Source organism: Rathayibacter sp. PhB152 (genome assembly GCF_003751395.1).
Lineage (GTDB): Bacteria > Actinomycetota > Actinomycetes > Actinomycetales > Microbacteriaceae > Rathayibacter > Rathayibacter festucae.
Window position 1 is genome coordinate 143,794 of record NZ_RJUT01000004.1, and the last position, 23,249, is coordinate 167,042.

A 23,249-nucleotide genomic window follows, 5' to 3' on the forward strand; every position below is an offset into this window, starting at 1 on the left:
GGCACCCCGCACGCCGAGCCGACCACCCGAAAGCGAGAGCCCCGTGATCAAGCCCGACCTCGGCATCACCGTCCCCGACGAGCTCGGCTCGGTCCACTTCATCGGCATCGGCGGCTCGGGGATGAGCGGGATCGCGCGGCTGTTCCACCGCGCCGGTCACCGCGTCACCGGCTCCGACGTGCGCGAGTCGCACCCGATCGAGCAGCTCCGCGAGCTCGGCATCCCGGTCGCCATCGGGCACGACGCGGCGCACCTCGGCGACGCCGAGGCCGTCGTCGTCACGTCGGCGCTCTGGCCGGACAATCCCGAGTACCTGCTCGCCAAGGAGCGCGGCCTGCCCGTCCTGCACCGCTCGCAGGCGCTCGCCTGGCTCGTCCGCGGCAAGCGCCTCGTCGCCGTCGCCGGCGCGCACGGCAAGACCACCTCGACCGGCATGATCGTCACCGGTCTGCTCGGACTCGACGCCGACCCCAGCTTCGTCAACGGCGGCATCATCGAGGGCCTCGGCACCTCCTCCGCGGCCGGCTCCGGCGAGGTCTTCGTCGTCGAGGCGGACGAGTCGGACGGCAGCTTCCTGCTCTACGACACCGCGGTGTCGCTCGTCACCAACGTCGACCCCGACCACCTCGACCACTACGGCTCGCTCGAGGCGTTCGAGGAGGCGTTCGTCACCTTCACCTCGAGCGCGCGGGAGCTGGTGGTCATCTCCTCCGACGACCCCGGCGCCGTCAGCGTCACCCGCCGCATCGACGGACCGAAGGTCCTGACATTCGGCGAGGCGGAGGGCTCGGACGTCCGCGTCGTCGACCTCGAGCTGGTCGGCCCGGTCGGCTTCACCGTCGAGTACGAGGGCCGCCGCTACACGACGCGACTGCGCATCCCGGGCCGCCACAACGCGATCAACGCGGCGGGCGCCTTCGCCGTGCTCGTCGGCCTCGGCTTCGAACCGGCTCCCGCCCTGGCGGCGATCTCCGAGTTCGGCGGCACGGAGCGCCGCTTCGAGCTGCACGGCGCCGTGCGCGGCGTGAGCGTCTACGACGACTACGCGCACCACCCCACCGAGGTCGCCGCCGCCCTCTCGGCCGCGAGGACCGTCGTCGGCTCCGGCCGGATCATCGCCGTGCACCAGCCGCACCTCTACAGCCGCACCCGGCTCTTCGCCCGCGAGTTCGCCGAGGCGCTGGAGACCTACGCCGACGAGACGATCGTCCTCGACGTCTACGGCGCGCGCGAGGACCCCGAGCCCGGCGTCACCGGCGCGCTGGTGAGCGAGAAGTTCGCCGATCCGTCGCACGTCTCGTTCCTCGCCGACTGGCAGGAGGCGTCCCGCCGCACCGCGGAGATCGCGCGCGAGGGCGACTTCGTGATCACCCTCGGCTGCGGCGACGTCTACCGGATCATCCCGCAGCTGCTCGAGTCGCTCGGCGCGAGCGAGGTCGCGCCGGTCGCGCGATGAAGCGGCCGGACGGCGTGCGGCCGCCGAGCGGAGTGCGCTCAGCACCCGCTCGTCCGGCGGGCCCTCCGCCGGCGCAGTCGCGTCCGTCCAGTGACGACGAGCACCCCACCCAGCCGATCCGGCTGACGACGCGGGCGTCGCTGCAGGTGCCGCCCGCTCCCCGGAGTGCGGCGGGGAAGCTGCAGGCCGAGCGGCTGAAGGCGGAGAAGGCGGCGGAGGCCGGGAGATCGGCGAAGGCCGCGAAGGCCGCACCCACGAAGCTCGCACCCACGAAGCTCGCACCCACGAAGGCCGCTTCCGCGGAGGCGAGGCCGGAGAAGGCGGGACCCGCGAAGGCGGGACCCGCGAAGGCGGAGCCCACCACGCCCGAGTCGGAGAGGACTCCGCCCGAGACGGCGGCCGAGTCGCGGAGGACGCCGCTGTCCCGGCTCCGGGGACTCTCATTGCCCGGGTCGGAGGGCCGCGCGCTCGCGAAGGCGGCTCGGGAGCGCCGGCGCTTCGAGCGCGGCGAGGTCCGCCGCTTCACCAAGCGCGCGCGCCGCCGCCGCACCATCGCCCTGGTCACGGCCGGCTCGCTCGTCCTCCTCGCGCTGGTCGTCGCCGCGGCGGCCTACTCGCCGCTGATGGCCGTGAAGACGATCGAGATCACCGGCACCCAGCGCGTCAGCGCCCAGGACATCCAGGACTCGCTCGCCGACCAGGTCGGGGTGCCGCTCACGCTGGTGGACCGCGCCGCCGTTGGGCGGGTGCTCGGCAGCTACCCCCTGGTGCGCAGCTACTCCGTGCAGACGCGACCGCCGAGCACGCTCATCGTCAGCGTCGTCGAGCGGACCCCGGTCGGCGTGATCGCCGACGGCGCCGAGTTCGACCTCGTCGACCCGGCGGGCGTAGTGATCGAGACAGCGCCCGCCGCGCAGGAGGGCTACCCGCTGCTCAGCACGCCGACCGGCTCCGCCTCGGGAGCGGCGTTCCGCGCGACCGCACGGGTGCTGCTCACCCTGCCGGAGTCGCTCGAGAGCCAGGTCGCCTCGGCGGCCGCGACCACGGGGGACGACGTCTCCCTGACCCTCGCGGACGGCGCCGTCGTCTTCTGGGGCGGGTCGGACGACTCCGCGCTCAAGGCCGTCGTCTTGGAGAAGCTGATGGCGGCGACGGATCCCGCGGCGGTCGCCTCCTACGACGTCTCCTCGCCCGAGGCCGCCGTCGTCGCCCGGCGGTGAGCGGCGCGCCGGACGGATCCGCACGGCTCTTTTCCGATTGCGGGCGTGTCTGTCGCAGCGCGGCGCGCACTCCGCCTACCGTCGAGCCCACACCCCAAATGCATACTCAGCATAACTTTAAGCCTCAACTACAGGTTTAAGGTTCAGCCCGGAGGCCGGACACGTGACTTCAAACCAGAACTACCTCGCCGTGATCAAGGTCGTCGGCATCGGCGGTGGCGGCGTCAACGCCGTCAACCGCATGATCGAGCTCGGCCTCCGCGGCGTCGAGTTCATCGCGATCAACACCGACGCGCAGGCGCTGCTGCTCAGCGACGCGGACGTCAAGCTCGACGTCGGCCGCGAGCTGACCCGCGGACTCGGCGCCGGCGCCGACCCCGAGGTCGGCCGCCGCGCCGCCGAGGACCACGCGGAGGAGATCGAGGAGGTGCTCGCGGGCGCCGACATGGTCTTCGTCACCGCGGGCGAGGGCGGCGGCACCGGCACCGGCGGCGCGCCCGTCGTGGCGCGCATCGCGAAGTCGATCGGCGCGCTCACCATCGGTGTCGTCACGAAGCCCTTCGGCTTCGAGGGCCGCCGCCGCCAGACCCAGGCCGAGGCGGGTGTCGCGACCCTGAAGAACGAGGTCGACACCCTCATCGTCGTCCCGAACGACCGCCTGCTCGAGATCAGCGACCGCGGCATCTCGATGCTCGAGGCGTTCGCCACGGCCGACCAGGTGCTGCTCGCCGGTGTCCAGGGCATCACCGACCTGATCACCACCCCGGGTCTGATCAACCTCGACTTCGCCGACGTCAAGTCGGTCATGCAGGGCGCCGGCTCCGCGCTGATGGGCATCGGCTCGTCGCGCGGCGCGGACCGGGCGATCAAGGCGGCCGAGCTGGCCGTCGCGTCCCCGCTGCTCGAGGCGAGCATCGACGGCGCGCACGGCGTGCTGCTCTCCATCCAGGGCGGATCGAACCTCGGCATCTTCGAGATCAACGACGCGGCGCGCCTGGTCCAGGAGGCCGTGCACCCCGAGGCGAACATCATCTTCGGTGCCGTGATCGACGACACCCTCGGCGACGAGGTGCGCGTCACCGTGATCGCGGCGGGCTTCGACGGCGGTGAGCCCGGCGCGACCGGTCCCGCGGCCGTCGCCGCGCCGCGCCCGCAGCAGAGCCTGCCCGCGGAGGCGTCGTCCGAGCCCGCACCGGCCCCGGCCGCCGCGCCGTCGGCCGGGTCGATCTGGTCGAGCACCCCCGTCGCCGCGCCGGCTCCCGTCGCCGACCCGTCGTTCGACGACGACGAGAGCGACCTCGACATCCCCGACTTCCTCAAGTAGTCGCCGCCGTGGTGGATCGCGAGCTGGCCGAGCGCTGGGCGTCGGTGACCGAGCAGGTCGCCGACGCCGCCCGCTCGGCCGGTCGCGACCCGTCGGAGCTGACCACGATCGTCGTCACCAAGTACCACCCCGTCTCGCTCCTGCGCGACCTGCTCGAGCTCGGAGTCGCCGACTTCGGCGAGAACCGTCACCAGGAGGCTCAGGAGAAATCGGCAGAGCTCGCCGGCACGCCCGCGCGCTGGCACTACATCGGCCAGCTGCAGAGCAAGAAGGCGCGCCAGGTGCGCCGCTACGCGACCTCGATCCACTCGGTCGACCGGCTCGCTCTCGTCCCGCTGCTCGACACCGGTGCGCCGGAGCCCGGGCAGGCCCCGCTCGACGTCTTCCTGCAGGTCAACCTCACCGACGACCCCGACCGCGGGGGAGCGGCCCCCGACGAGGTCGAGCCGCTCGCGGAGGCCCTCGCCGCCGCCCCCGGGCTCGCCCTGCGCGGCGTGATGGCCGTCGCTCCGCTCGGCGAGGAGCCCCGCCCGGCCTTCGCGCGGCTGCGCGCGATCTCGGAGCGGGTCCGCTCGATCGACCCCGGAGCGACCGGCATCTCCGCCGGCATGTCGAACGACTTCGCCGAGGCGATCGCCGAGGGTGCGACACACCTGCGAATCGGGTCGGCAATCACCGGCAATCGGCCCGCCCGCCCGTAGCCTCGTCGTGACCCAGCTGTGGGTGAGACGACAACACGGAGGACACTGATGGCCAACCCGCTGAAGAAGACGATGGTGTACCTCGGACTCGCCGACGAAGAGGTCGAGTACGAGCGTGCCGAGACCGTCGAGGCGGCCCCCGCGACAGCGCACCGCGCCCCGGTCTCCCCGGTCCAGCCGGTCCCGCCGGTCGAGCCGACCCCGCAGCAGCCCCGCGCGACGGTCACCCCGCTCCGCAAGCCCACCCCCCAGACCCCGAAGGCGACGGCACACGCTGAGATGAACGAGATCCTCACCGTCCACCCCAAGCAGTACCGCGACGCTCAGGTCATCGCGGAGAACTTCCGCGACGGCATCCCCGTCATCATCAACCTCTCGCAGATGAGCGACGCCGACGCGCGCCGCCTGATCGACTTCGCCAGCGGCCTCTCGCAGGGCCTCTACGGCCGCATCGAGCGCGTCACGAGCAAGGTGTTCCTCCTCTCCCCGTCGCACATCACGGTCGCGGGCGATTCGGCCTCCGCCGAGAGCGACGCCGACGCGTCGTTCTTCGCGAAGTCCTGATCCCGGGAGCCCTGTCGTTCGGTGAGCTCCGTCATCTCGCTCTTCGCGAGCGTCCTCTACTTCGCGCTCCTGCTGTACTTCTTCGCCATGTGGGCGCGGTTCGTCCTGGATCTCGTCCGGGTGATCCGCCGCGAATGGCGCCCCCGCGGCGTGGGACTCGTGGCGGCCGAGACCGTCTACACGGTCACGGATCCGCCGATCTCCTTCTTCCGCCGCGTGATCAAGCCGGTCTCGATCGGCCCGATCGCCCTCGACTTCGGCTGGAGCCTCACCATGCTCTGCGTCATCGTGGGCATGTACATCGCCACCTGGCTCCAGCGCGTCTGATGCCCGGCGGTGCACGGGTCGCCCGCGTCCCCTGTATCGTTGGCGTCGATCGGACGTGCTCCGCTGTGCCCGCACTGCGCCGCGCGCTCCCAGTTGCTAGCTTTAGTCGTTGCTAGCTCCAGCCGAACGTTCTTGAACGTGTACCTACTTGAAATCGAAGGTGGAAAGCCATGGCGCTCACTCCCGAAGATGTTGTCAACAAGCGGTTCCAGCCGACGAAGTTCCGCGAGGGATACGACCAGGACGAGGTCGACGACTTCCTCGACGAGGTCGTCGTGGAGCTCCGCCGCCTGAACCAGGAGAACGAGGAGCTGCGCCAGCGCCTCTCCTCCGGTGACTCGCGGCCGACGGACGCCCCCGTCGCGTCCACGCCGGCCCCCGCTCCCGTGGTCGACGAGGCCCCCGCTCCCGAGCCGGAGCCCGAGCCCGAGCCCGAGCCCACCCCGGCTCCCGCCCAGGCCGCTCCCGCCGCCTCGCAGTCGGCTCCGGTCGACGAGGCCGAGAGCTCTAGCGGACTCCTGCAGCTCGCGCGCCGTCTCCACGAGGAGCACGTCCGCGAGGGTGCCGACAAGCGCGACGCTCTCGTCGCCGAGGGCCGTGCCACCGCCGCGCGCATCGTCGCCGAGGCCGAGGCCAAGCAGCGTGCCCAGGTCGCGAAGCTCGAGGAGGAGCGCGCGACGGTCGAGCACCGCATCGACGAGCTCCGCACCTTCGAGCGCGAGTACCGCCAGAAGCTGAAGAGCTACATCGAGGGCCAGCTCCGCGACCTCGACACCCAGCCGGTGTCGGCCGAGTCGTCCTCGTTCCCCGGCTTTGGGGCGTAGCACCACCGCAGCGAACGTCAGGCCGAGGGTGCTCGTCACCCTCGGCCTCGTTGCGCTCGCGGTGTTCGCGATCGACCAGACCGCGAAGCACCTCGTCAGCACCCGGCTCACGCTCGGTGAGGACGTGCACGTCCTCGGCGACGTGCTGATCCTGCACTACGTGAAGAACCCCGGAGCCGCGTTCTCGCTCGCGAGCGGCTCCACCTGGATCTTCTCGATCATCGCCGCGTGCGTGGTCGTCGCCGTGGTCTGGTTCGCCCGGCGCATCCGCTCGACGGCGTGGGCGCTGTTCTTCGGCCTGCTGCTCGGCGGCACGCTCGGCAACCTGTTCGACCGGCTCTTCCGCGAGCCGTCGTTCGGTCTCGGCCACGTGGTCGACTTCCTCTACACGCCGTGGCTGCTGCCGGCGATCTACAACGTCGCCGACATCGCGATCTGCACGGCGATGGGGCTCTTCGTGATCCTCAGCCTGCGCGGCGTGAACCTCGACGGTACGCGCTCCTCGCGGAAGGCCGAGCAGGCCGCCGCAGAGGACGGTCCGGACACCGACAGCACCGCGGCGATCGACTCCGAGCCGCGCGGCGGCGCCTGATGGTGCAGTCCCGCGCGCTGCCCGTCCCCGACGGACTCGCCGGCCTGCGCGCCGACGCGGCCGTCGGCAAGCTCCTCGGCTTCTCGCGCACCTTCGCCGCCGAGGTCATCGACGCCGGCGGTGTCACCGCCGACGGCCGGGTCCTCGACAAGAGCGACCGCGTCGCCGCGGGCGCCTGGCTGAGCGTCGAGTGGAGTCCCCGCGAGGAGCCGCGCATCGTCCCGATCGCGGTCCCCGACCTCGGCATCGTCCACGACGACGACGACATCGTGGTGATCGACAAGCCCGTCGGGGTGGCGGCGCACCCGGCCGTCGGCTGGGAGGGCCCGACCGTGCTCGGCGCCCTCGCCGCGGCCGGCTTCACCATCTCGACCTCCGGCGCCGCCGAGCGGGCGGGCATCGTGCACCGGCTCGACGCCGGCACGAGCGGCCTGATGGTGGTCGCGAAGTCCGAGCGCGCGTACACGCATCTCAAGCGCGCCTTCCACGACCGGCTGGTCGAGAAGATCTACCACGCCGTCGTGCAGGGGCACCCCGATCCGCTGACCGGCACGATCGACGCGCCGCTCGGACGCCACCCCTCCTCGGACTGGAAGTTCGCGATCCGCGCCGACGGCAAGCCCTCGGTCACGCACTACGAGACGATCGAGGCGTTCCCCTTCGCCTCGCTCCTCGAGATCCGGCTCGAGACCGGCCGGACGCACCAGATCCGCGTGCACATGGCGGCCCAGCGCCACCCCTGCGTGGGCGACGCGATGTACGGAGCCGATCCCACGCTCTCCAAGCGCCTCGGCCTCACCCGGCAGTGGCTGGACGCCGTGCGGCTGGCCTTCACCCACCCGGGCACGGGGGAGTGGGTGCAGTTCGAGGCGACCTACCCCGACGACCTCGCACACGCGCTGGACGTCCTCCGCGGGGAGTGACGCGGGTAGACTTTCGGTCTCCCTGCCCGCAGTCCGTCGGAGGCGCATCCTTTGCCGAGTAACGATTCCTTCGTCCACCTGCACGTGCACAGCGAGTACTCGATGCTCGACGGTGCCGCCCGGGTCAAGCCGCTGATCGACGCGGCGGTGGAGGAGGGCATGCCGGCGATCGCCGTCACCGACCACGGCAACGTGTTCGGCGCCTTCGACTTCTGGCGCACCGCGACCGCGGCGGGGATCAAGCCGATCATCGGCACCGAGGCGTACATCACACCCGGCACGCACCGCTCGGACAAGACCCGGATCCGCTGGGGCGACGGCGGCGGCGACGACGTCTCGGGCTCGGGCGCCTACACGCACATGACGCTCCTGAGCTCGACGACGACCGGCATGCACAATCTGTTCCGGCTGTCCTCGCGCGCCTCGATCGAGGGCTACTACTTCAAGCCCCGGATGGACCGCGAGATCCTCGCCGAGCACTCCGAGGGCCTCATCGCGACCACCGGCTGCCCGAGCGGCGAGGTGCAGACGCGCCTGCGCCTCGGGCAGTACAAGGAGGCGCGCCAGGCGGCCGCGGACTACCGCGACATCTTCGGCAAGGAGAACTACTTCGCCGAGATCATGGACCACGGCCTCGACATCGAGCGCCGCGTCATCGGCGACGTGATCCGGCTGGCGAAGGACCTCGATCTGCCGCTGGTCGCCACGAACGACCTGCACTACACCCACGCGCACGACGCCACCTCGCACGCGGCGCTGCTCTGCGTGCAGTCCGGCACCACGCTCGACGACCCCAAGCGCTTCAAGTTCGACGCGGACGAGTTCTACCTCAAGTCCCCGCGCGAGATGCGCCAGGTCTTCCGCGACCATCCCGAGGCCTGCGATAACACGCTGCTGATCGCCGAGCGCTGCGACGTGCAGTTCGACACCTCCGCGAACTACATGCCGCGCTTCCCGGTGCCCGAGGGCGAGACCGAGGACACCTGGTTCGTCAAGGAGGTCGAGGCCGGGCTGAACGAGCGCTACCCGGACGGCATCTCGCAGGAGGTGCGGGACCGCGCCGACTACGAGACCCGCGTCATCCTGCAGATGGGCTTCCCGGGCTACTTCCTCGTCGTCGCCGACTTCATCAACTGGTCCAAGCGCAACGGCATCCGCGTCGGCCCTGGCCGCGGCTCCGGAGCCGGCTCGATGGCCGCCTACGCGATGAAGATCACCGACCTCGACCCGCTGAAGCACGGCCTGATCTTCGAGCGCTTCCTCAACCCCGACCGCGTCTCGATGCCCGACTTCGACGTCGACTTCGACGACCGTCGCCGCGGCGAGGTCATCCGCTACGTCACCGACAAGTACGGCGACGAGCGCGTCGCCCAGATCGTCACCTACGGCACGATCAAGGCGAAGCAGGCGCTCAAGGACGCCTCGCGCGTGCTCGGCTTCCCGTTCGGAATGGGCGAGAAGCTCACCAAGGCGATGCCGCCCGCGATCATGGGCAAGGACATCCCGCTCACCGGGATCAACGACCCCGAGCACCCGCGCTACAAGGAGGCGCTCGACGTCCGCAACGTCATCGCCGAGGACCCGCAGGCGAAGCTCGTCTTCGAGACGGCCCTCGGCCTGGAGAACCTCAAGCGGCAGTGGGGCGTGCACGCGGCCGGCGTGATCATGTCGAGCGACCCGCTCAAGGACATCATCCCGATCATGAAGCGGGAGCAGGACGGCCAGATCGTCACGCAGTTCGACTATCCCGCCTGCGAGTCGCTCGGCCTGATCAAGATGGACTTCCTGGGGCTGCGGAACCTCACGATCATCGACGACGCGCTCGACAACATCCGCGCCAACCGCGGTCAGGACCTCGTCCTCGAGGACCTCGCGCTCGACGACCCGGCCGCCTACGAGCTGCTGGCACGCGGCGACACGCTCGGCGTCTTCCAGCTCGACGGCGGGCCGATGCGCGGCCTTCTGCGCCTGATGAAGCCCGACAACTTCGAGGACATCTCCGCGGTCCTCGCGCTCTACCGGCCGGGCCCGATGGGTGCCGACTCGCACACCAACTACGCACTGCGGAAGAACGGCGTGCAGGAGATCACGCCGATCCATCCGGAGCTCGAGGAGCCGCTCGCCGAGGTGCTCGGCGGCACCTACGGGCTGATCGTCTACCAGGAGCAGGTGATGTCGATCGCGCAGAAGCTCGCGGGCTTCACGCTGGCGCAGGCAGACCTGCTCCGCCGCGCGATGGGCAAGAAGAAGAAGTCCGAGCTGGACAAGCAGTTCGAGGGCTTCTCCGGCGGCATGGCCGACAACGGCTACTCGATGGCCGCGGTGAAGACCCTCTGGGACATCCTGCTGCCCTTCTCCGACTACGCGTTCAACAAGGCGCACTCGGCCGCGTACGGCGTCATCTCCTACTGGACCGCCTACCTCAAGGCGCACTTCCCCGCGGAGTACATGGCCGCGCTGCTCACCAGCGTCGGCGACTCCAAGGACAAGATGGCCGCCTACCTCAACGAGTGCCGGCGGATGGGCATCAAGGTGCTGCCGCCGGACGTCAACGAGTCGATCGGCTTCTTCACCGCCGTCGGGCCCGACATCCGCTTCGGCCTCGGCGCCGTCCGCAACGTCGGGACCAACGTCGTCGAGGGCATCCGGGTCGCCCGGGAGGAGAAGGGGCGCTTCGAGTCGTTCCACGACTTCCTGCGCAAGGTGCCGCTCCCGGTCGCGAACAAGCGCACCATCGAGTCGCTGATCAAGGCGGGCGCGTTCGACTCGCTCGGCTCGACCCGGCGCGCGCTCGTCGAGGTGCACGAGGACGCGGTCGAGGCCGCCGTCGGCGAGAAGCGCAACGAGGCCAACGGCCAGGTCGGCTTCGACTTCGACAGCCTCTGGGACGAGCCGCAGGCCGCGATCCAGGTGCCGACCCGGCCGGAGTGGGCCAAGCGGGACAAGCTCGCGTTCGAGCGCGACATGCTCGGCCTCTACGTCTCCGACCACCCGCTCGCCGGGCTCGAGACGGAGCTGGCCAAGCACTACAGCACGACGATCGCCGACCTGCTGGTCTCGGAGTCGATCGGCGACGGCGAGACGGTGGTCGTCGCCGGACTCGTCACCAGCGTGCAGCACCGGATGGCGAAGGCGTCGGGCAACCAGTACGGGATGATCCAGGTCGAGGACTTCGGCGGCGAGATCACCTGCATGTTCATGGGCAAGGCCTACCAGGAGTTCGCTCCCGCGCTGACCAACGACTCCATCGTCGTCGTGCGCGGCCGTGTCAGCATGCGCGACGACGGGATGAACCTGCACGCGTTCAGCCTCTTCGCCCCCGAGATGAGCCAGGACGGCGACTCCGGGCCGCTGACCGTCTCGATGCCGGAGTCGCGCGCGACCACCGACACCGTCTCGCAGCTCAGCGACGTGCTCATCCGCCACTCCGGCCGCACCGAGGTCCGCCTCAAGCTGATCAAGGGCGACACCGCCCGCGTCTTCGAGGTCCCGTTCCCGGTCCGGATCACGCCGGACCTCTTCGGCGAGCTGAAGAGCCTCCTCGGGCCGAACTGTCTGTACTGAGCCGTCGTGCGAGCCGGTCCCTGCCCGGCTCGCCGCGGTCGGCTCGTGCGGGTGATTGCGTCGAGTAGAGCGTCCTGCGTTCGGCTGCGGCGATCCGCTGGCACGCGGATCGCCGATTCGCCTCGAGTCGTGCGCTGCCCATGCTGGTCGAGTAGCCTCGCAGCGGCGTATCGAGACCTGGCGTCGGCGGCGCGGGAGGCGCCCGCGGGGGAGCGGCGCGAGCGCGGCCGGTAGGCTGGGGCGGCCATGATTCAGACTCTCGATCTTCGGGGGCGGCGTCCGTCCGCCGCCGAGCTCCTCGCCCTCGTTCCGCGCAATCCGGGCACGTCCGCCGCCGTCGGGCCCGTCGTCGCCGAGCTGATCGCCGACGTCCGCGCGCGCGGCGCCGAGGCGCTGCTCGAGCAGGCGGAGCGCCTTGACGGCATCCGCCCGCCGCACCTGCGCGTGCCCGCCGAGGACATCGCCGCGGCGGTCCGCGACCTCGATCCCGCGATCCGCGCGGCCCTCGAGGAAGCGATCACCCGCGTCCGCAAGGCCAGCGCGGCGCAGATCCCCCCGGCGCGCACCACGGTGCTCGACGACGGCGCCACCGTCACCCAGCGCTGGCAGCCCGTCGGCCGCGCCGGCCTCTACGTCCCCGGCGGCAAGGCCGTCTACCCCTCCAGCGTGATCATGAACGCTGTGCCCGCCCAGGTCGCCGGCGTCGGCTCCGTCGCGCTCGCCTCGCCGCCGCAGAAGGCGTTCGGCGGCTCCGTGCACCCGACGATCCTCGCCGCCGCCGGGCTCCTCGGCGTCGACGAGGTCTACGCCATGGGCGGCGCGGGAGCGGTCGCCGCCCTCGCCTACGGCGTCGACTCCCTCGGCCTCGACCCGGTCAGCATCATCACCGGCCCCGGCAACGTCTGGGTCACCACCGCCAAGCGCCAGGTGCTCGGCCAGGTCGGCATCGACTCCGAGGCCGGACCCACCGAGATCCTCGTCATCGCCGACTCCAGCGCCGACCCGCGCCTGATCGCCGCCGACCTGGTCAGCCAGGCCGAGCACGACGAGGCCGCCTCCGCCCTCCTCGTCACCGATGATCCGGCCCTCGCCGAGGCCGTCGGCCGCGAGATCGTCGAGCAGGCCGCGCGCACCCAGCACTCCGAGCGCGTCGGCATCGCCCTCTCCGGCCCGCAGTCGGCCCTCGTGATCGTCGACGACCTCGAGATCGCCTGCGCGTTCAGCGACGCCTACGGCCCCGAGCACCTCGAGCTGCACACCGTCGACCCGCAGGCCACCGCCGAGCGGATCCACGACGCCGGTGCCGTCTTCCTCGGCCCGACCACCCCGGTGAGCCTCGGCGACTACCTGGCCGGTTCCAACCACGTGCTGCCGACCCTCGGGCAGGCGCGCTTCTCCTCCGGTCTCGGCGCGCACACCTTCCTCCGCCCGCAGCAGCTCGTCTCCTACGACCGCGCCGCCCTGCAGCGGGTCGCCCCGCACATCCGCGCGCTGAGCGACGCCGAGGCGCTCCCCGCGCACGGCGACGCCGTCGACGCCCGCTTCGCCTGACCTCGAGAGGCACCCGAGATGTTCTGCCCCTTCTGCCGGCACCCCGACTCCCGCGTGATCGACTCGCGCACCAGCGACGACGGCCTCTCCATCCGCCGCCGCCGCCAGTGCCCGTCCTGCGGCCGCCGCTTCTCCACCACCGAGACCGCGAGCCTCGTCGTGATCAAGCGCAGTGGAGTCGTGGAGCCGTTCAGCCGCGAGAAGATCGTCAGCGGCGTCCGGAAGGCCTGCCAGGGCCGCCCGGTGACCGACACCGACCTCGCCGTGCTCGCCCAGCGGGTCGAGGAGAACCTCCGCTCCACCGGCGCCTCGCAGATCGACGCGAACGACATCGGGCTCGCCATCCTCGTCCCCCTCCGCGAGCTGGACGAGGTCGCCTACCTGCGCTTCGCGAGCGTCTACCAGGCGTTCGACTCCCTCGACGACTTCGAGTCGGCGATCGCCCTGCTGCGCGCCGAGCGCCCCGCCGCCCTGCACACCGCCGACGAGCTGTGAGGGCCGCCGTGTACCCGCTGCTGTTCTCCACCGTGCTCACGCGCCTCGATCCCGAGCGGGCGCACCACCTCGCCTTCCCGGTGATCCAGGCGCTCGGCCCCGTCGCCCCGCTCGTCCGCCGGCTCACCGTGCCGCGCGCCGACCTCTCGGTCGAGGCGCTCGGCCTGCGCTTCCGGACGCCGTTCGGCGTGGCCGCCGGCTTCGACAAGGACGCGACCGCCGTGCTCGGTCTCGGCGCGCTCGGCTTCGGCCACGTCGAGGTGGGCACGCTGACCGCCCGCGCCCAGCCCGGCAACGACCGCCCGCGGCTCTTCCGGCTGATCGCCGACCGCGCGCTGATCAACCGGATGGGCTTCAACAACCACGGCGCCCGTGCGGCGGCCGGTCGCCTCGCCCGCCTGCGCAGTGCCCGGGGCCGCCCCGTGATCGGCGTCAACATCGGCAAGAGCCGGGTGGTCGACGTCGACGACGCTGTCGAGGACTACCTGGTCAGCGCCCGGATGCTCGCGCCGCTCGCCGACTACCTGGTCGTCAACGTCAGCTCGCCGAACACCCCGGGTCTGCGCGGCCTGCAGGAGATCGACAAGCTCGAGCCGCTGCTCGCCGCGGTCGCCGAGGCGGCGGACACAACTCCGCTGCTGGTCAAGATCGCGCCGGACCTCTCGGACGAGGAGGTCGTCCGCGTCGCCGAGCTCGCGGTGCGCCTCGGCCTCGCCGGTGTCATCGCCACGAACACCACCCTGTCCCGCGAGGGACTGCGCACCGACCGCACCGCCGTCGAGCGCGCGGGAGCGGGCGGGCTCTCCGGCGCTCCGCTCGCCGCCCGCGCACTCGAGGTGCTGCGGGTCATCCGCGGCGTCGTCCCCGCGGAGTTCTGCGTGATCTCCGTCGGGGGAGTGGACACCGCGGAGGACGTGCAGGAGCGGCTCGACGCCGGCGCGACGCTGGTGCAGGGCTACTCGGCGTTCGTCTTCCGCGGACCGCTCTGGGGCCGCCAGATCAACCGCGGGCTCGCGAGGCTGCGCGCCGCGTAGTCCGGCGCCGCCGGGTCCGGCCTCCGCCGGCCCGGCTCGCGTCGCCGGGTCAGGCCGGGAACGCTCCGCGCTTGACCTGCGGCTTGGGCAGGCGCATCACGCGCAGCTGGAGGGCGCGCATCGCGGCGTACCACGGGATGCCCTTCTCGACCTTGTCGGCGCCGCCGAAGCGCTCGGCGAGCTTCTTCTTCAGCCGGCGGCCGAGCAGGATGCAGTCGAGGACGGCGAGCAGGAAGAACGCCCACAGGATGATCAGCGTGAGCGAGGCGAGCTCGGGCTGCGGGAAGAAGCTGATCAGCAGCACGACGACCATCACCGGGATGAGGAACTCGCCGAAGCTGAAGCGCGCGTCGACGTAGTCGCGGACGTACTTGCGCTGCGGGCCCTTGTCGCGCACCGGCAGGTAGCGCTGGTCGCCGGCGGCCATGCCGACGCGGGCCTGCTCGCGCAGCTCCGCGGTCTTCACGCGGGCGTCCCGCGCGGCCTGCTTGCGGTCGGTCACGACCAGCGGACGCTTGCGGGCGAGCTCCTGCTCGCGGCGCGTCGGGGTCGGCCGGCCCTTCCCGATGGCCGTCACGTCGGCGTCGTCGGGGGTGTCGGGTGCGATCGGGTGCTTGGCCACAGGGGAACGTCCTTGGAATCGAGGGTCTCTTAAGATTACCTCCATGGCTCACGACGCTCCGACTCCGTCCTCCACCCTGTCCGCCGCCGAGGAGGAGGTGCTCGCCGCGGTGCGCGACGACCTGCCCCGCTCGCTCGGCGAGCTGGGCCGGCTCGTCCGGATCCCCTCCGTCTCCTGGGACGGCTTCGACGCCACCCGCGTCGCCGCCAGCGCCGAGGCGATCGCCGAGCTCGCCCGGGAGACGGGTGCCTTCGACGAGGTCTCGATCCGCAGCTCCACCATCGGCGACTCCGACCTCCTCGGTCAGCCCGCCGTCCTCGCGACGCGGGCCGCCCGCAACGGCGCACCCACGGTCCTGCTCTACGCCCACCACGACGTCCAGCCGCAGGGGGCGGAGGAGGCGTGGGAGACGCCGCCGTTCGAGCCGACCGTGCGCGGCGACCGCCTCTACGGCCGCGGTGCCGCGGACGACAAGGCCGGCGTGGTCTCGCACCTCGCCGCCGTCCGGGCCCTGCGCCGGGTGGCGGGCGACGACCACGACCTCGGCCTCGTGCTCTTCATCGAGGGCGAGGAGGAGTTCGGCTCCCGCTCGTTCCCGACCTTCCTCCGCGAGCACCACGACGCGCTGCGGGCCGACGTGATCGTCGTCGCCGACAGCGACAACTGGGACATCGACACCCCCTCGCTCACCGTGGGCCTGCGTGGCAACGTCACGCTGACCCTCACCGTCCGCACCCTCGACCACGCCTCGCACTCGGGCCTGCTCGGCGGCGCGGTGCCCGATGCGATGCTCGCGACGATCCGCCTCCTCGACACGCTCTGGAACGAGGACGGCTCGGTCGCGGTCGCCGGGCTCACCGAGCACGACGGTGCCGTCCCCGAGACCACCGAGGAGGACCTGCGCCGCGACTCCGGCCTGCTCGACGGCGTCTCGCCGATCGGCTCCGGACCGCTCCTCTCCCGGATCTGGTCGAAGCCGTCGATCACGGTCACGGGCATCGACGCGCCCAGCGTGGTGGACGCCTCCAACACCCTCAGCCCGTCCGTGCGGGTCAAGATCAGCGCCCGCATCGCTCCCGGCCAGGAGGCGCAGGAGGGCTTCACCGCCCTCGAGCGGCACCTGCGGGCGCACGCCCCGTTCGGCGCCCACCTCGAGATCGCCGACATCGACACGGGGGAGCCCTTCCTGGTCGACACCTCGGGCTGGGCCGTCGGCCTGGTCGAGCAGGCGATGGCCGACGCCTGGGGCCGCGCGCCGCTGGAGACCAGCGTCGGCGGCAGCATCCCCTTCATCGCCGACCTCGTGCGCGAGTTCCCGGACGCGCAGATCCTGGTCACCGGCGTCGAGGACCCGGATTCGCGCGCGCACAGCCCGAACGAGTCCCTCCATCTCGGCGTCTTCCAGCGCGCGGCGCAGACGGAGGCGCTGTTCCTGCTGCGCGCCGCCGAGCACCGGGCCTGAGCGATTCGGAATAGCCCGGCCCGCGCCCGGGTTGCCACCGTAGAATCGTCGGCAGCACGCCGTCCGATCCCGCCAGCTCTGTTCCCGCTCGGCTCTGTTCCGACCGATCCCACCGAGGAGTGACATGTCCGACACGACACTGACCGCCAGCACCACCACCGCGGCGCACGGCGTCTCGATGACCCCCGTCGCCGCCGCAAAGGTGAAGAGCCTCCTCGAGCAGGAGGGCCGCGACGACCTGCGCCTGCGCGTCGCCGTGCAGCCCGGCGGCTGCTCCGGCCTGATCTACCAGCTCTACTTCGACGAGCGCACGCTCGACGGCGACGCGGCGGTCGAGTTCGAGGGCGTGGGCCTGGTCGTCGACAAGATGAGCGTCCCCTACCTCGACGGCGCCTCGATCGACTTCGAGGACACCATTCAGAAGCAGGGCTTCACCATCGACAACCCCAACGCCGGCGGCAGCTGCGCCTGCGGCGACAGCTTCCACTGATCGACCGCGGCGACACGCCGCACGGCCCGCTCGAACGGCGCCCGACTCCCCGCTCCGGCGGGCGGCCGGGCGCCGTTCGCCGTTGCAGCACCACTTCGGCGAGAGGTCAAGAGCGGGTGCCGGTGCACTCCCTGCCGACGACGGCGGGTAGGCTAGGGCCGGTCTAATACAGTTTCGTGTGAACTGGTCCCCAGTCTTCCGAAAGGTCACCGGTGCGCTTCAATCGCCGTCTCCGCCGATGGGTCGCAGTACCCGTCGCAGGAGCTCTCGCCCTCGTCCTCGCGGGCTGCACGCAGGAGCAGCTGCAGGGCTGGCTCCCCACTGAACCCGGCACGACGAACCACGTCGACCGGGTCATCGGACTCTGGGTCACCTCCTGGATCGTCCTGCTCGCCGTGGGTGTCATCACCTGGGGCCTGACGATCTGGGCGGTCGTCGTCTACCGCCGCCGGAAGGGCCAGACCGGCCTCCCGGTGCAGCTGCGCTACAACATGCCGATCGAGATCTTCTACACGATCGTGCCGCTGATCCTCGTGATCGGCTTCTTCGCCTTCACCGCGCGCGACCAGGCCGCCATCGAGCAGGCCTACGACGACCCGGACGAGACCATCCAGGTCTACGGCAAGCAGTGGGCGTGGGACTTCAACTACGTCGACGAGGACGTCTACTCCGCGGGCATCCAGGGCCAGTACGAGGACAGCGCCGACGGCGCCGGCTCGCTGGTCGAGTCCGAGGTGCCGACGCTCTACCTGCCGGTGAACCAGAAGATCAAGATCCAGCTCGACGCCCGCGACGTCATCCACTCCTTCTGGGTCGTCGACTTCCTCTACAAGAAGGACATGATCCCCGGCAAGACGAACTACATGTACGTCACGCCGCTCAAGGAGGGGACCTACGCCGGCAAGTGCGCCGAGCTCTGCGGCGAGTACCACTCCGCGATGCTCTTCAACGTGAAGGTCGTCTCGCAGGGCGAGTACGACGACTACATCCAGTCGCTGCGCGACGCGGGCCAGACCGGCCAGCTCGGCGCCGAGTACGACCGCAACAGCAACCTGCCCGGCACCGGCGCGCCGGCCCGCACCGAGAACGAGGAGTAGAGGGAGCATGAGCACCGCCACAGCACCCGCCCCGTCCCGCTCATTCGGCACACCGCCGGTCGAGCGCAAGGCGAACGTCCTCGTTCGCTGGATGACGTCCACCGATCACAAGGTCATCGGGTACATGTACCTGATCACCTCGTTCATCTACTTCTGCATCGCGGGCGTGATGGCCCTGGTCATCCGCGCCCAGCTCTTCGAGCCCGGCCTCGCCGTGGTCGAGACCCGCGAGCAGTACAACCAGCTCTTCACGATGCACGGCACGATCATGCTGCTGATGTTCGCGACGCCGCTCTTCGCGGGCTTCGCCAACGTCCTCATGCCGCTGCAGATCGGCGCTCCGGACGTCGCGTTCCCGCGACTCAACGCGTTCGCCTACTGGCTCTACAGCTTCGGCTCGCTGATCGCGGTCGCCGGCTTCATCACCCCGCAGGGCGCCGCGTCCTTCGGCTGGTTCGCCTACGCGCCACTCTCGAGCACGACGTTCTCGCCAGGGCTCGGCGGCAATCTCTGGGTCTTCGGCCTGGCGCTGTCCGGCTTCGGCACGATCCTCGGTGCGGTGAACTTCATCACCACGATCATCACGATGCGCGCGCCCGGCATGACGATGTTCCGCATGCCGATCTTCACCTGGAACATCCTGGTGACGTCGATCCTCGTGCTGCTGGCCTTCCCGGTCCTCGCCGCCGCGATGTTCGCCCTCGGTGCCGACCGCGTGTTCGACGCGCACATCTACGACGCGGCCAACGGCGGCGTGCTGCTCTGGCAGCACCTGTTCTGGTTCTTCGGGCACCCCGAGGTGTACATCATCGCGCTGCCGTTCTTCGGCATCGTCTCCGAGGTCTTCCCGGTCTTCAGCCGCAAGCCGATCTTCGGCTACAAGACGCTGATCTACGCGACCATCGCGATCGCCGCCCTGTCCGTGACCGTGTGGGCGCACCACATGTACGTCACCGGCTCGGTCCTGCTGCCGTTCTTCTCGCTGATGACGATGCTGATCGCGGTCCCGACCGGCGTGAAGATCTTCAACTGGATCGGCACCATGTGGCGCGGATCCGTGACGTTCGAGACCCCGATGATCTGGGCGATCGGCTTCCTGATCACCTTCACCTTCGGTGGCCTCACCGGCGTCATCCTCGCGTCGCCGCCGCTGGACTTCCACGTGTCCGACTCGTACTTCGTGGTCGCGCACTTCCACTACGTGGTGTTCGGCACCGTCGTGTTCGCGATGTTCTCGGGCTTCTACTTCTGGTGGCCCAAGTGGACCGGCAAGATGCTGAACGAGACCCTGGGCAAGTGGCACTTCTGGCTGCTGTTCATCGGCTTCCACACCACCTTCCTCATCCAGCACTGGCTCGGAGTCGTGGGCATGCCCCGCCGCTACGCGAGCTACCTGCCCGAGGACGGCTTCACCTGGATGAACCAGCTGTCGACGATCGGCGCGATGATCCTCGCTGTCTCGCTCATCCCGTTCTTCCTCAACGTGTACATCACGGCCCGCAAGGCGCCGAAGGTCACGGTGAACGACCCGTGGGGCTTCTCGCGCTCGCTCGAGTGGGCGACCTCCTGCCCGCCGCCCCGGCACAACTTCACCTCCATCCCGCGCATCCGCAGCGAGGCTCCGGCCTTCGACCTCAACCACCCCGAGGCCGGCATCCCCGTCGGCATCGGTCCGGCGAAGGACGCTCCGGACGCCCCCACGTACGACAAGTCCGAAGGCACGGTGAAGTAGGGCCATGCGCGCCAACGTCAATCTGTTCTGGCTGCTCGCCGGGTTCTTCCTCCTCGCGGACGTCACCTACATCCTCTGGTCGCTGATCGACACCGGCCAGGTCGAGTGGGTCGGCACCGTGGGCATCGCGCTCTCGTCGGTGCTGGGGGGCTTCATCGCCTTCTACGTCGGCCGGGTGCACAAGGCCCAGGGCGCCGAGCTGCCGGAGGACCGCCTCGACGCCGACATCGACGACGGCGACCCCGAGCTGGGCTTCTTCAGCCCGTGGAGCTGGTGGCCGCTGATCCTGGGCGGCTCCGCCGCACTGGCCTTCCTCGGCCTCGCGGTCGGCTTCTGGATCACCTACATCGCGGTCGGCCTCTTCCTGGTCGCCATCGCCGGCTGGGTGTACGAGTACTACCGCGGGTACTTCGCCCGCTAGGCGGACTGCACGGCTCCGAGGGCCGGGTGCGGGAGGTTTCGACCTCCGGCACCCGGCCCTTTCGCGTGGGGCGGGTGAGCCCGCAGGGCGGGCCCGGGCCTCTGCATTCCTCTCGGAGTGCGGGACACGCGCGAACAGACGCGAAACGGGCTCGGATGGGCCCCTGGAGGCCGCTCCGGGTCCACTCGCGGGGCCACTGGGCTTCGAGCGGACCCGTAACGGGACTCGGCCGGCGGCGTGCGTCCGTTCCGGGGAATCTGGAGGGGCAGAGCTCCCTTCATGCAGGTCTAGCAGCCGCACAGGGGCGGATCGAGACCTGGCTTAATCAGCAGGGCGTGTCTGCAGGCTTCTGTTCTGAAGGTGGTGGATCTCGATACGCCCGTTTCACGGGCTACTCGATCAGCAAAGTCGACTCCACGCCGACCGGGGCGTCCGACAGAGGCACGCTGACATGGTGGTCAGCAGCCCCGCAGCGGCGTGTCCAGACCCGGCCCCTTCCGCAGTACTGGTCTACGAACTGCGTCTTCTGGCGTGGGTGGATCTGCTTGGAAGACCCTTCGCAGACATGCTGGTCGAGTAGCCCTGCTGGGGCGTGTCGAGACCCGCCCACCGCAAGGACGTCGGTCTCTTCCCCACCCTGCGATGGCCCCGAAAGCGCCCCCCTCCACTCGATACGCGACCTGCGGTCGCTACTCGGGCAGCAGGGGTTCGGCCCGGCGGGAGCCGTCCGAGCCGCTGCGCGGGCGTCTCGGGAGGTGGTGCCGCGTCGCCCGCTCATGGTGCGTGGGGAAGGAGCCGCGCTCTGTTCCTGCTGGTCGAGCAGCCCCGCAGGGGTGTATCGAGACCAGCGGTCCTCAGCAGGGCGGGTCTGCAGACTCGTGTTCTGACGGTGGTGGATCTCGATACGCCCGCTGCGCGGGCTACTCGATCAGCATGAGGGCGGCCGTGCTGTCCTTGCTGGTCGAGCAGCGCCAGAGGGGCTTATCGAGACCCGCCGTCCTCAGGAGAGCGGGTCTGCAGACTCTTGTTTTGACGGTGCTGCGCGGGCTGCTCGATCAGCATGAGGGGGCGGGCTCTGCTGTGCGGGGGTGCCGCTCGGTCAGTGGTGTTCTGCGCTCTGTGCGGGATGGTCGAGCAGGGGACGACGAAGGGCCCGGACGCTGTGCGTCCGGGCCCTTCGGGGAGGGGGTCAGTGCTCGCTGTGCGAGCTCTCGAGCTCCTTCTGGGTGACGGGGGTGATCCGGTCCTCGAAGAACCAGCGGGAGAGGCCGGCCCGCACGCGCTCCGGGGCGGTGATGCGGCCGCGGGAGTCCGGGCGGATCATGAGGGGCTCGTACTCCTCCTGGCCGACCAGCTTCCAGCGCTCGTACGCGTCGAGCTGCTGGTGCACCTCGATGAACTCGCCGCCGGGGAGGCGGACGATGCGGCCGGACTCGAAGCCGTGCAGGGCGATCTCGCGGTCCTTCTTCTGCAGGGCGAGGCAGATGCGCTTCGTGACGAAGTACGCGATGACCGGACCGGCGAAGAGGAGGAACTGCAGGGCGTGGATGACGCCCTCCATCGTGAGGTGGAAGTGCGTCGCGATGATGTCGGAGGACGCCGCAGCCCAGAGGACGGCGTAGAACGTCACTCCGGCGGCACCGATCGCGGTGCGGGTGGCGGCGTTGCGCGGGCGGTCGAGCAGGTGGTGCTCGCGCTTGTCCCCGGTGATCCAGGCCTCGAGGAACGGGTAGAGCAGGACGACGACGATGAACAGGCCGACCACGGAGAGCGGCAGGAGGATGTTGAACGAGATCGTGCCGAGGCCCGGGATCGCCCACTCGAGTCCCGGCGGGACCAGACGCAGGGCACCGTCGGCGAAGCCGATATACCAGTCGGGCTGGGTGCCGGCCGAGACGGGGGAGGGGTCGTACGGGCCGTAGTTCCAGATCGGGTTGATCGTGAACAGCGAGGCGATGAGGACGACGACACCGAAGACGATGAAGAAGAATCCACCGGCCTTCGCGGCGTAGACCGGGAGCACCGGGTAGCCGACCACGTTCTGCTCGGTCTTGCCCGCACCGGGGAACTGGGTGTGCTTGTGGACGACCACGAACACGAGGTGCAGGGCGATGAACGCGAGCACCAGTGCCGGCAGCAGCAGGATGTGCAGGGTGTAGAGGCGGCCGACGATGTCGGTGCCGGGGAACTCGCCGCCGAAGAGGAGGAACGAGACCCAGGTGCCGACGATCGGGATGCCCTTGACCATGCCGTCGATGATGCGGAGGCCGTTGCCCGAGAGCAGGTCGTCCGGCAGGGAGTAGCCGGTGAAGCCCTCGGCCATCGCGAGGATGAAGAGGACGAAGCCGATGACCCAGTTGATCTCGCGCGGCTTGCGGAACGCACCGGTGAAGAAGATGCGGAGCATGTGCAGGCCGATCGAGGCCACGAACAGCAGGGCCGCCCAGTGGTGGATCTGGCGCATCAGCAGGCCGCCGCGGATGTCGAACGAGATGTCGAGCGACGAGGCCATCGCCGCGGACATCTCGATGCCCTTGAGCGGCAGGTAGCTGCCCTCGTAGTGCGTCTCGACCATGGAGGCCTGGAAGAAGAACGTGAGGAAGGTGCCCGAGAGCAGGATGATCACGAAGCTGTAGAGCGCGACCTCGCCGAGGAGGAACGACCAGTGGTCCGGGAAGATCTTGCGGCCGAACTCCTTGACGACCGCCGAGATGCTCGTGCGCTCGTCGATGTAGTTGGAGGCCTTGCCGACGTATCCCTTCTGCAGCTTGCCGCTGCCGAGGATGACGCCGTCGCCGGGCTCCGCGGGCGATGCCGCGGGGCGGGAAGGTGTGGTGGTGGACATGTGTG

General features: G+C 70.4%; 20 protein-coding genes. 18 read left to right on the forward strand and 2 right to left on the reverse strand.

The window, feature by feature from the left end:
- Positions 1-43: 43 nt before the first annotated feature.
- From murC to EDF36_RS10680, 13 genes are all read left to right on the forward strand, one after another.
- Positions 44-1,456: a UDP-N-acetylmuramate--L-alanine ligase gene (murC, locus tag EDF36_RS10620; RefSeq protein WP_123732998.1), complete on the forward strand. Its 1,413-nt coding sequence runs from the start codon at positions 44-46 to the stop codon at positions 1,454-1,456.
- A complete protein-coding gene (locus EDF36_RS10625; RefSeq protein WP_123732999.1) occupies positions 1,453-2,676 on the forward strand; it encodes an FtsQ-type POTRA domain-containing protein in 1,224 nt (407 codons plus the stop codon). The genes murC and EDF36_RS10625 overlap by 4 nt, the downstream gene beginning before the upstream one ends.
- Positions 2,677-2,839: 163 nt before the next feature.
- Entirely contained in the window at positions 2,840-4,000 is a 1,161-nt protein-coding gene (ftsZ, locus tag EDF36_RS10630) for a cell division protein FtsZ (RefSeq protein WP_123733000.1), read from the forward strand.
- An 8-nt stretch (positions 4,001-4,008) separates the two neighbouring features.
- Positions 4,009-4,701: a YggS family pyridoxal phosphate-dependent enzyme gene (locus EDF36_RS10635; RefSeq protein ID WP_260300676.1), complete on the forward strand. Its 693-nt coding sequence runs from the start codon at positions 4,009-4,011 to the stop codon at positions 4,699-4,701.
- A gap of 48 nt (positions 4,702-4,749) precedes the next feature.
- On the forward strand, positions 4,750-5,265 hold the full coding sequence (locus EDF36_RS10640; RefSeq protein ID WP_123446142.1) for a cell division protein SepF: 516 nt from the start codon (positions 4,750-4,752) through the stop codon (positions 5,263-5,265).
- A 21-nt stretch (positions 5,266-5,286) separates the two neighbouring features.
- On the forward strand, positions 5,287-5,592 hold the full coding sequence (locus EDF36_RS10645; protein ID WP_260300677.1) for a YggT family protein: 306 nt from the start codon (positions 5,287-5,289) through the stop codon (positions 5,590-5,592).
- A 170-nt stretch (positions 5,593-5,762) separates the two neighbouring features.
- Positions 5,763-6,416, forward strand: coding sequence for a DivIVA domain-containing protein (locus EDF36_RS10650; protein ID WP_123733001.1), 654 nt, complete (start codon positions 5,763-5,765; stop codon positions 6,414-6,416).
- 28 nt (positions 6,417-6,444) lie between these two features.
- Positions 6,445-7,008: a signal peptidase II gene (lspA, locus tag EDF36_RS10655; protein ID WP_123733002.1), complete on the forward strand. Its 564-nt coding sequence runs from the start codon at positions 6,445-6,447 to the stop codon at positions 7,006-7,008.
- A 2-nt stretch (positions 7,009-7,010) separates the two neighbouring features.
- Positions 7,011-7,931, forward strand: coding sequence for an RluA family pseudouridine synthase (locus EDF36_RS10660; protein WP_123733325.1), 921 nt, complete (start codon positions 7,011-7,013; stop codon positions 7,929-7,931).
- 102 nt (positions 7,932-8,033) lie between these two features.
- Positions 8,034-11,495, forward strand: a complete 3,462-nt coding sequence (gene dnaE / locus EDF36_RS10665) for a DNA polymerase III subunit alpha (protein ID WP_243600275.1) — start codon at positions 8,034-8,036, stop codon at positions 11,493-11,495.
- Between the two features lie 246 nt (positions 11,496-11,741).
- Positions 11,742-13,046, forward strand: a complete 1,305-nt coding sequence (hisD, locus tag EDF36_RS10670; RefSeq protein ID WP_123733004.1) for a histidinol dehydrogenase — start codon at positions 11,742-11,744, stop codon at positions 13,044-13,046.
- Between the two features lie 18 nt (positions 13,047-13,064).
- Positions 13,065-13,541 carry a transcriptional regulator NrdR gene (nrdR, locus tag EDF36_RS10675; RefSeq protein WP_123446147.1) on the forward strand — a complete coding sequence of 159 codons (477 nt, stop codon included), beginning with the start codon at positions 13,065-13,067 and terminating at the stop codon, positions 13,539-13,541.
- An 8-nt stretch (positions 13,542-13,549) separates the two neighbouring features.
- Complete coding sequence (locus EDF36_RS10680; protein ID WP_123733005.1) at positions 13,550-14,575, forward strand: quinone-dependent dihydroorotate dehydrogenase; 1,026 nt, start codon at positions 13,550-13,552, stop codon at positions 14,573-14,575.
- Between the two features lie 49 nt (positions 14,576-14,624).
- Here EDF36_RS10680 and EDF36_RS10685 read toward each other — a convergent pair whose 3' ends face one another.
- On the reverse strand, positions 14,625-15,197 hold the full coding sequence (locus EDF36_RS10685) for a DUF3043 domain-containing protein (RefSeq protein WP_243587142.1): 573 nt from the start codon (positions 15,195-15,197) through the stop codon (positions 14,625-14,627).
- A gap of 43 nt (positions 15,198-15,240) precedes the next feature.
- Between EDF36_RS10685 and EDF36_RS10690 the strand changes: the two genes are divergently transcribed.
- The 5 genes from EDF36_RS10690 to EDF36_RS10710 all read left to right on the forward strand — a co-directional run bounded on the left by EDF36_RS10690 (position 15,241) and on the right by EDF36_RS10710 (position 20,399).
- Positions 15,241-16,659, forward strand: coding sequence for a dipeptidase (locus EDF36_RS10690; protein ID WP_123733006.1), 1,419 nt, complete (start codon positions 15,241-15,243; stop codon positions 16,657-16,659).
- A gap of 124 nt (positions 16,660-16,783) precedes the next feature.
- Positions 16,784-17,149, forward strand: a complete 366-nt coding sequence (gene erpA, locus EDF36_RS10695; protein ID WP_123446151.1) for an iron-sulfur cluster insertion protein ErpA — start codon at positions 16,784-16,786, stop codon at positions 17,147-17,149.
- A gap of 212 nt (positions 17,150-17,361) precedes the next feature.
- The gene (coxB, locus tag EDF36_RS10700; protein ID WP_123446152.1) at positions 17,362-18,246 is read left to right on the forward strand and encodes a cytochrome c oxidase subunit II; all 885 of its coding nucleotides are present in this window, start codon (positions 17,362-17,364) and stop codon (positions 18,244-18,246) included.
- A 7-nt stretch (positions 18,247-18,253) separates the two neighbouring features.
- A complete protein-coding gene (gene ctaD, locus EDF36_RS10705) occupies positions 18,254-19,978 on the forward strand; it encodes a cytochrome c oxidase subunit I (protein WP_123446153.1) in 1,725 nt (574 codons plus the stop codon).
- A 4-nt stretch (positions 19,979-19,982) separates the two neighbouring features.
- On the forward strand, positions 19,983-20,399 hold the full coding sequence (locus EDF36_RS10710) for a cytochrome c oxidase subunit 4 (RefSeq protein WP_123446154.1): 417 nt from the start codon (positions 19,983-19,985) through the stop codon (positions 20,397-20,399).
- A 1,189-nt stretch (positions 20,400-21,588) separates the two neighbouring features.
- Here EDF36_RS10710 and EDF36_RS10715 read toward each other — a convergent pair.
- A complete protein-coding gene (locus EDF36_RS10715; protein ID WP_123704510.1) occupies positions 21,589-23,244 on the reverse strand; it encodes a ubiquinol-cytochrome c reductase cytochrome b subunit in 1,656 nt (551 codons plus the stop codon).
- Positions 23,245-23,249 lie beyond the last annotated feature (5 nt).